This window comes from Vicinamibacteria bacterium, assembly GCA_035620555.1.
Classification (GTDB): domain Bacteria; phylum Acidobacteriota; class Vicinamibacteria; order Marinacidobacterales; family SMYC01; genus DASPGQ01.
Genome location: DASPGQ010000678.1, coordinates 1 through 6,334, shown reverse-complemented (window position 1 = coordinate 6,334; position 6,334 = coordinate 1). Strand labels below are relative to the sequence as shown.

Genomic DNA, 6,334 nt, shown 5'->3' with positions numbered 1-6,334 from the left:
AGGAAGGGCTACGACAAAACGCGCCAGGCTCGATTATCCGTCGTCTTTGACTTCCCCTACCTTCGGGCATAGAGTTCGGCACCAAGCTTCGAACCGTATCCGCTGTCAGGAGGTGAACCAATGCGCTTTTCTTTACTTCTACTCGGCAGTCTCGTCGCGGGGCTCGTCGTCGGATGCACGCCGGCGGTCGAGGAGCAGCCCGCGGAGCAGGCCCAAACCGATGAGCCGAGAAGCGACGAAGATTTGCTGCAAGATCAGCTCCGAGAGTTCGAGAAGTCCTGGGCTGCCGGGAACGCGGCGCAGATCGCGAGTCGATTCGTCGACGAAGGCGACCTCATCGATCCTTCGGGAGAGCGTTTCCACGGTAAGCAAGCAATCGAAGGCCGTTATGCCGAGCTCTTCCAGGGACCGATGGCTGGCTCGAGCATTTCGCTGACGTCGACGGGAACTCGCTTCATCGGTATGGATGTCGCCGTGGCCGATGGCAAGTACGAGATTACCGGGATGACTTCCGAAGAGGGCGAGGCTTTGCCAGCGGTCAAGGGGATGTACACCTCGGTGCTGGTGAAGAAGGACGGCAACTGGATGATTCGCTGCTCGAGGCCGATGACCCCGGCACCGGGAACGACGTAGGAGAAACCCGATGAAACACGTAATCAACACCCGGAGTCTCGCGGTGGGTTGCGCCCTCCTGGTTTTCGCCGGTTGGCTCGGAGCCCAAGGCCCGGATGCCGAGGAGGCAATCGACGCGCTGGCGGCCAAGTACGTCGAAGGATGGAAGGCGGGCGACGCCGCGATGTGTGCCTCGATCTACGCCGAGGACGCCGATGTGATCGACTTCGCCGGACAGACCTTCGAGGGCCGTTCCGCGATCGAGGCGAGCATCGCTCAGACCCTCGAGGGCTATCCCGGCACCTCCCTATCGATCGAGCGAACGACTTTCCACCTCGTTTCGCCCGATGTAGTGGTGTCCGACGGCGTCTGGCGCGTCGAAGGCTCTGTCGGCGAGAACCTTCCCACGGAGGGCTTCTACACGGTCGTCGCGAGCCGCGGGAGCGGGGAGTGGCTCATCGTCTCCGGGAGAACCAAGGTCGCGCCCGAGCCCGTGTCCTCGGAATGAGTCCGTGCCCGAAGGTCCGTCAAACGGGCTTCCGGGCGATCGTCCTCCGTCCGCGGGCAGACTCTAGTTGAGACCTTCGCGAACGCATTGGCGGCGCGCGCTTCCGCGCGGGTCCCTTGCTGGCTCGCGGTCAGTGCATTTGACCGTCGGAGACGTCGGGCACCTGCGAGCGGACTCGTCTTTCCAGCAGATCTCGAATCAACTCCGCGCACTGAATCAGTCCCTGATTCGAGAGTTTCCCAAAATCGATCTCGGGATACTGCCGGCCGGTGGCACTCTCGATGCACCCCTCGAGAACCTTGATGAATTGCTGGCGGTCCATGATTCCCCCACGTATGAACTCCGGATTCCACAAGCGAGCCGGAAGTCTCGCCGGACGCAGGTGATGCGGCCTCGTGGGGGCAATATGTTGGTAACCTATTCGGGTGGCGGATGTCAAGGGAGATCGCACCAAACCGCACGTTTCCGAGTTGACGCCATCGGGCAATGCGTCTTATCCTGAAATGGAAACGAGCGCAATTCATCGGATCGGGTATGGACGCGAGCGAGCGCCAGCGAATCTTCGAGCAGGCCCTCGGGGACTACCGAGAGGGGCGGTTCCGTCTGGCAACCAGCGAGCTAGGCCGACTGGTCGACCAGGGAAGCAAAGATCCTGCGCATCTCTCCTATTATGGTTTGCTACGAGCCATCACCCACCGGGACGAATCGAGTGTTGCCCTCTGCCAGGAAGCCGTTCACAAGAATGGCCGCCGGTCCAGTGTCCTGTATCTGAATCTGGCCCGCGCCTTGACGGCCTGCGGACGACGTGGCGAGGCCGTCGAGACGGTCCGGCGCGGCCTGTTACTCCACTCGAACGACCGCCGCCTGCGTCGGGAGCTCCAGCATCTCGTGCCTCGGGCGAAGCCCACGTTTCCTTCGCTCGGCCGCGCCCACGCCTTGAACCGGTACCTCGGGATCGCGCGGACCGTCAGCGGCCGCCTGTGGGCGGTCACCTGGACGCGGCAGAACACCTGACCCTTTCTCTCCCCCGAGACGAAAACCCAAGCCGACCCTCTCCGACAGCCTTCTTTTCGGGTCGCGGACGTAATTTTCTTGCCCGCTCGAGCGTAGGTAACTAGTAGTGGCAGAAGGTGGCCCAGCCTGCCGAGCGGTGGCGGCCGGTCGATTGCGGTCCCACCACGGCACTGAGTACTACTAGAAGCAATGGCCGCTCGCGGGGAGCTCGAAGGCCTGGCAAGGCTGGCGCGCTCGGGAAGTACCGCGGCGTGGGGAAAGATCTACGAGCAAATGGCGCCTCTGGTTTTCAGACTTTGTCAAAGAGCACTCTTGAGCGTGGAAGACGCCGAGGACGCCACCGGGGAGATATTCTTGAAGGCCCGCCTCCGTCTTCAACAGTACGATACGACTCGCCCCTTCGCTCCGTGGTTGTACCGCATCGCCGCCAATCATTGCTGGGACGAGCTGCGAAAAAAACGGCGCCTCGCCCCAATCGATGACGTCGACTCGACCCTCGCCGAGCTGGAGGATCAGAGCCCCTCGCCTCAGGAGGCGGTGCTCGCACGAGAGAGCCGATCCAGGGTCCGAGAAGCGGTTGGCGGGCTCGACGACCGCTCGAGGCTCGCGATCGTACTCCGTTACTTCGCCGACATGAGCTATGAAGAGATCGCTCAGGTCCTGGATGCCTCGTCCAACTTCGTCGGGGTCTTGTTGCTGCGGGCACGGCGAACGCTGAGAAAGATGCTGGAATCGCGTTGAAACATACCGATGAACTTACCCTGCTTCGTCTTGCCGACGGCGAGCTCTCGCCCGAGCGCGAGCGGGCAGCTCGCACTCACCTGCTCGGGTGCGCGCGTTGCCAGTCTTCTCATGAAACCTTGAAATCGGAGACCGAATTGATGCGATCCGCGCTTCGCGGCACGAACGAATGGCTTCCCGATTCGGTCCGACCGGGGACGAATCTATCCTGGCTGCTGGCGGCCGCCATCGCCCTCGCGGCGCTGACCATCTCTGCGATCTGGGGCCGCCTGATTCCCGCGGAAGCCTCCGGCGGCGATGGCTCGAGCCTGGTGACGAGGCTCCTCATTCGCAGTGTTCTCTTCCGCGGGTGGTCGGAGATGCTCGGCTCCCTCGTGCAGGTGGCCTCGATTCTCGTCGTCGGGTTCGCCGTCGTTGCCAGCATCTTGTGGGCTTGGCGGAAACATCGATCGTCGCCCGTCGGACTGGGAATCGTCCTGCTCGCGGCACTTCTCTCGCCGGGTCCAGCGTCGGGTGCGGTCATCCAGTTGCACGAGGACACCTACGTTCTGCGCGCCGACGAGCGTATCGACAACGACCTCGTGGTTGTGGCACATCGCGTCACCATCGATGGCGTCGTGGCCGGTGATCTAATCGTCGTGGCCGAGTACGTGGAGCTCGCGGGACGGGTCGAAGGCGACGTTCTTGGATTCGCCGGAGAAATCGAGATCGCGGGCGAAGTCTGGGGAAGCGTACGAGTGGGCTGCCAGGCCTTACGGATCGAAGGACCCGTGGGGCGAAACGTGACCGCCGCCGGCGAGTCGTTGGAGCTGCTGCCGAAAGCGCGGGTCACCGGTAGCTTTACCGGCGCCGGGCGGAGGATCTCGATCGAGGCACCGGTTGGTCGTGATTTTCTCGCTGCGGCGCAGACTCACGACCTCAACGGAAGCATTGGTGGTTCGGCGCTGCTCGCGGGTGAGGAGCTGACAATCGGGCCCGAAGCGGTAATCGCCGGTGAGACGAGATTCCACGGCGGCAAGGAGCCCATGGTCTCGCCCGAGGCCGAGCTCGCCTCGCCGGTCGCCTTCGAGAGAGCGGAAGACGAGGATGGCTTCACCTTTCGTCTGCCGTCGGTCACGGCCTTCATCGCATTCTGGGCGGCGGCGTTCCTGCTCGGTGCGGTGGTCCTTCTCGCAGGCCCTGCCGTGACCGAAGCGGTGACGACCGTCCACCTTCCGGGCCACACCAAGAGCCTCGTCGTCGGTGTGCTGTCGGTCGTCGTGACACTCACGCTGGGTCTGGTGGCTTTGGTGACGATCGTGGGCATCCCGCTGTCCCTCGTTATCTTCTTCTTGTTGGTGTTCGGACTCTATCTCGGCCAAGCTTACGTCGGCGCCTATATCGGGCGCGAGATTCTGGGCCCGACGGCAACCATGGGCGAGGTGCTGGGAAGGCTCGCTCTCGGTCTGTTCCTGATTCACCTCGTGGGAATGATCCCTCTACTGGGATCGATCGTTCGAACGGTCGTGGCGCTCATGGGGTTCGGTGCCCTCACGCTCTGGGCAGTCGACCGTCTCCCCCGTCGCACGGGCTCCGCGAGCGGTGAAGTACAATCCATCCCGTGATCCGCACGATACAGGAGTTCTTCACCGCGAGAATCATCTATGACGATGCACCGCCCGACTCGCTGGAGCAGAGATTGCAGCTGGCGACTGCCGCCTTACTGATCGAAGTATCCCGAGCCGACTTCGAGCTGGCCGATGAAGAGCGATATGCGATCGTGGACGCGCTCCAAAAGAGCTTCGGCCTCACGGCCGACGAAACTCGCGAGCTCGTTGCCCTGGCTGAGATCCAAGTCGGTCAATCGATCTCCCTCTATCAGTTCGCTAGCCTCTGCGACAAGGGATTCACCCCGGAGCAGAAGAAGCATATCGTCGGGCTTCTGTGGGCGGTCGCCCTCAGCGACGAGAGGCTGGACGTGGGCGAAGAATACCTGATACGGAAGATCGCGAAGCTCCTCCACGTATCACACCGGGATTTCATCGACGAGAAATTGCGCGCGAAGGCATCCCGGTAGACGGTACACCTAACTACGCTTCGCGGGAGACGTAGTCGGCTACGAAATCACCGACGTCGCCCGTCGAGCAGGCGTCGTCGCCCGCGAGATCCGGTGTGACTCGGCCCGCAGCGAAAGCGGCAGTGATGCCCTTCTCGACGAGCCGGGCTTCCGCCTCCAGCGAGAAGCTGTAGCGGAGCATCATCGCCAAGGATGCGATGGCGCCAATCGGGTTGGCAAGACCCCGGCCAGCGATATCCGGGGCCGAGCCGTGGACCGGCTCGTACAAACCCACCTTCCCACCGATACTGGCCGACGGAAGGAGGCCGAGCGAGCCCGCGAGCATGGAGGCCTCGTCGCTCAGGATGTCGCCGAATAGATTTGACGTGAGGAGCACATCGAACGTCGCCGGACGGGCGACGAGCTCCATTGCCGCTCGATCCACCAGCATGTGGTCGACCTCGACGTCGGGAAAATCCCCGGCCGTTTCGCTCACCACTTCGCGCCAGAGCTTCGATGTCTCGAGGACGTTGGCCTTGTCGACGGAGATGACACGCCGGCGGCGGCCCCGGGCCGATTCGAAGGCAACCCGCGCCACTCGCTCGATCTCCTTCGCGGTATAAGCCATCGTGTTGATCGCTCGGCGCTCGGGCCCCTCGCCGCTCACCCCGCGCGGCTCGCCGAAGTAGAGGCCCCCGGTGAGCTCTCGAACGATGAGCAGATCCACTCCTCGGAGCACCTCGGGACGGAACGGAGAGCGGGGCGATACGAATGTCGACACCACGGGCCTCAGGTTCGCGAAGCTCTCGATGAGCCGCCTCAGCTTCAAGAGCGCGGCCTCGGGGCGTCGGCTGGGTGGCAGGTGATCATGCTTCGGGTGTCCCACGGCCCCGAGAAGAATCGCCGGTCTCGACACACAGGCTTTGCGAGCTTCCTCGGGAAATCCGTCGCCGGCCTCCTCGAGACCTCGCGAGCCGAAGGGAAACGCTTGCGCGTCGACCTGGTGCCCGTATCGCGAAGCGACGACGTCGAGAACTTTCGTCGCCTCGGCGATGACCTCGGGGCCGATGCCATCTCCCGGCAAAACGGTTATCGAGATTTTCATGCGGACTGGATGGTACCAAAAAAATCGAGGGGCGCCTTCAGGCGCCCCTCTCGTGTTCCGGCGAGAAAATCGCCAAAGGCGTTTTATGTGGAGTTGTTTAGGACGAGGTTAATGATTTTGTAGGATGAATATGCGGGTTCGGTCGATGGATGGATTAGGCCCAGCTTCTCCAATAAACTGAGCCTGAAGTGGACCTTCAGCAACGTGCCCTCACCGGCTGCACAGAAAAAATGCATGTTATAAGAACTATTGTGTGTTGGGTATGAGCATACTAAACGCGACCCCGTGTCGTGTCAAGCCGAAAAAACCGACGACGAGC

The 6,334-nt window shown here is 62.5% G+C and carries 8 protein-coding genes; 6 read left to right on the top strand and 2 right to left on the bottom strand.

All coding sequences use genetic code 11. From position 1 onward, the window contains the following. Positions 1–120: 120 nt before the first annotated feature. Together VEK15_27480 and VEK15_27475 are read left to right on the top strand one after the other, a co-directional pair. The gene (locus tag VEK15_27480) at positions 121–633 is read left to right on the top strand and encodes an SgcJ/EcaC family oxidoreductase (protein ID HXV64471.1); all 513 of its coding nucleotides are present in this window, start codon (positions 121–123) and stop codon (positions 631–633) included. A 10-nt stretch (positions 634–643) separates the two neighbouring features. After that, complete coding sequence (locus tag VEK15_27475; protein HXV64470.1) at positions 644–1,120, top strand: SgcJ/EcaC family oxidoreductase; 477 nt, start codon at positions 644–646, stop codon at positions 1,118–1,120. Positions 1,121–1,250: 130 nt separating this feature from the next. Here the strand turns inward: VEK15_27475 and VEK15_27470 are convergent, their stop codons facing one another. Beyond that, entirely contained in the window at positions 1,251–1,442 is a 192-nt protein-coding gene (locus VEK15_27470) for a hypothetical protein (protein HXV64469.1), read from the bottom strand. Positions 1,443–1,606: 164 nt separating this feature from the next. Between VEK15_27470 and VEK15_27465 the strand changes: the two genes are divergently transcribed. The 4 genes from VEK15_27465 (at position 1,607) to VEK15_27450 (ending at position 4,931) form a co-directional block, all read left to right on the top strand. Beyond that, entirely contained in the window at positions 1,607–2,134 is a 528-nt protein-coding gene (locus VEK15_27465) for a hypothetical protein (GenBank protein HXV64468.1), read from the top strand. Positions 2,135–2,323: 189 nt separating this feature from the next. Then, positions 2,324–2,875: a sigma-70 family RNA polymerase sigma factor gene (locus VEK15_27460; protein ID HXV64467.1), complete on the top strand. Its 552-nt coding sequence runs from the start codon at positions 2,324–2,326 to the stop codon at positions 2,873–2,875. Positions 2,876–2,994: 119 nt separating this feature from the next. Continuing rightward, the gene (locus VEK15_27455; protein ID HXV64466.1) at positions 2,995–4,479 is read left to right on the top strand and encodes a polymer-forming cytoskeletal protein; all 1,485 of its coding nucleotides are present in this window, start codon (positions 2,995–2,997) and stop codon (positions 4,477–4,479) included. Continuing rightward, a complete protein-coding gene (locus VEK15_27450) occupies positions 4,476–4,931 on the top strand; it encodes a TerB family tellurite resistance protein (protein HXV64465.1) in 456 nt (151 codons plus the stop codon). The genes VEK15_27455 and VEK15_27450 overlap by 4 nt, the downstream gene beginning before the upstream one ends. A gap of 13 nt (positions 4,932–4,944) precedes the next feature. On the opposite strand, the gene leuB is transcribed toward VEK15_27450, so the two are convergent. Beyond that, positions 4,945–6,015 carry a 3-isopropylmalate dehydrogenase gene (gene leuB, locus VEK15_27445; protein HXV64464.1) on the bottom strand — a complete coding sequence of 357 codons (1,071 nt, stop codon included), beginning with the start codon at positions 6,013–6,015 and terminating at the stop codon, positions 4,945–4,947. Positions 6,016–6,334: the final 319 nt, after the last annotated feature.